Here is a 1252-nt window from a genome sequence, read left to right on the forward strand (position 1 = left end):
GTGGTTCAGTTATGACATTAACCTAGCTGCTGACGTAATTTTTGAACTTCTTCAATTCTTTTCTTTAACATTGAAATAAAAAAGCGACTCTTTAAATTCTGTTGGTTGGAAGTATGGCGTTAATATAGGCTAGAAAATCTGTGTTGCAGGCTTTCGATCAATGCGAATTCCAGACAAATTATATAACGCTTTACATCACATCAACTTTAGACGATTGCCGTTGTGTTTGTTTTCATTAAATATTGTTTCAAAAACTAATTTATCTTTAAAATAAAAACATTTCCAAAACCTTTGACAACAAAATTCTCAGCTTGTCCTGTTTTATCGTTTTGGCACAATAATTTATGAATGTTTTTGAACTTCTTGAAAACCACTTGCATTTGTTTATATTAAAACTTTTAAATTTTCCAGATTAATTGTTAAATGTTGGCGAGTATCTTTAATTTCTTTAGTTAAACTATCTTGACTTTGATGAGTTAAATTGTTAATTTCTCATCCAAACGACAAATAACCTAGATTCTGACTCTAAAAGCTTATTTCACAAAATCTTGGATATTGACTTTGCGTTTTCGGTTTGGCAACAAAAAAATAAATAATGAAAGTTACACCACCCAAAATAAGAATCAAAATAACGGATAAAGTTAAGATTAATAAAAAAACAATTTGATCTTGAGAGCATTTATTTTGATTCTCTTATTTTTGGGTACTTTCATTATTTATTTTTTGTTTATGCTCAGAAACATTTTCCTAAGTAATATCGTTTGACAGCAAGCTTGATTGAGTCTAGGTTGTTTATGGTTTGGATGAAGTAACATAACAATTTAACTGTCTTGCGTCGATCAATTTAACTAAAGAAATTAAAGATACTCGCCAACTTATTTAACAATTAATCTGGAAAAATTCTAAAATTTTGAAGAGATAATGCAAGTGGTTTTCAAGTTCAACATTCATAAATTATTGTGCCAAAACGATAAAACAGGACAAGCTGGAAATTTTTGTTGTCGCGTTTTGAGAAAATGTTTCTCTTTTAAAATAAATTAGTTTTTGAAAAACAATATTTAATGAAAAAAACAAACAACTAACGGCAATCGTCTTAAAGTTGATGTGATGTGTAAGGTTATGTCAATTGTTCAGAATTCTATTGATTAAGTTTCCTACAGATTTTCGCTATATTAACGCCACTTCAGCAAGCAAATTAAAAGTCGCTTTTATTACGTTAAAAAGAATCAGTTCATGCATTAAGCAATACATG

This window comes from Areca yellow leaf disease phytoplasma (assembly GCF_041920595.1).